This window comes from Psychromonas sp. 14N.309.X.WAT.B.A12 (genome assembly GCF_030397575.1).
Classification (GTDB): domain Bacteria; phylum Pseudomonadota; class Gammaproteobacteria; order Enterobacterales; family Psychromonadaceae; genus Psychromonas.
In genome coordinates, this window is sequence record NZ_JAPNXS010000031.1 from 1 (window position 1) to 721 (window position 721).

The following is a 721-nucleotide window of genomic DNA, read 5'->3' on the forward strand; positions in this document are numbered from 1 at the left end:
TTGCGACCGTGAATGATGCACCAGAAATTACTATCTTAACCAGCAATGACTTTACTGAAGATGACGGCAGCGCCGTTGCTGGCGCAGAAGTGGCGACCTTTGAGACCTTCGATGAAGATGGCGATGAAGTGACAGTCACCTTAAGCGATACCGTTAACTACGAAATCGTAGATGGTACGGTTGTGCTCACTGAAGCCGGTGCTGACTTAGTGAACAGTGGCGAAGAATTACCTGCTTTCACCTTAACGCCAAACGACGGCACGGTTGATGGCGATGCAGTAAGCGTTGATCCAAGTGTTGCGACCGTAAATGATGCACCAGAAATCACCATTCTAACCAGCAATGACTTTACTGAAGATGACGGCAGCGCAGTTGCTGGCGCAGAAGTGGCGACTTTCGAGACCTTCGATGAAGATGGCGATGAGGTGACGGTTACGCTAAGCGACACAGTAAACTATGCCTTAGTAGACGGCTCAGTGGTATTGACCCAAGCGGGCGCTGACTTAGTGAACAGCGGTCAAGAATTACCAGCGTTCACCTTAACGCCAAACGACGGCACGGTTGATGGCGATGCAGTAAGCGTTGATCCAAGTGTTGCGACCGTGAATGATGCACCAGAAATTACTATCTTAACCAGCAATGACTTTACCGAAGATGACGGCAGCGCCGTTGCTGGCGCAGAAGTGGCGACCTTTGAGACCTTCGATGAAGATGGCGATGA

The 721-nt window shown here is 50.3% G+C and carries 1 protein-coding gene; it reads left to right on the forward strand.

What is annotated here, in order from left to right; translation table 11 throughout:
- Positions 1 to 721: hypothetical protein (locus OW492_RS16930; protein ID WP_290041703.1), on the forward strand; the 721-nt coding region annotated here is incomplete at both ends.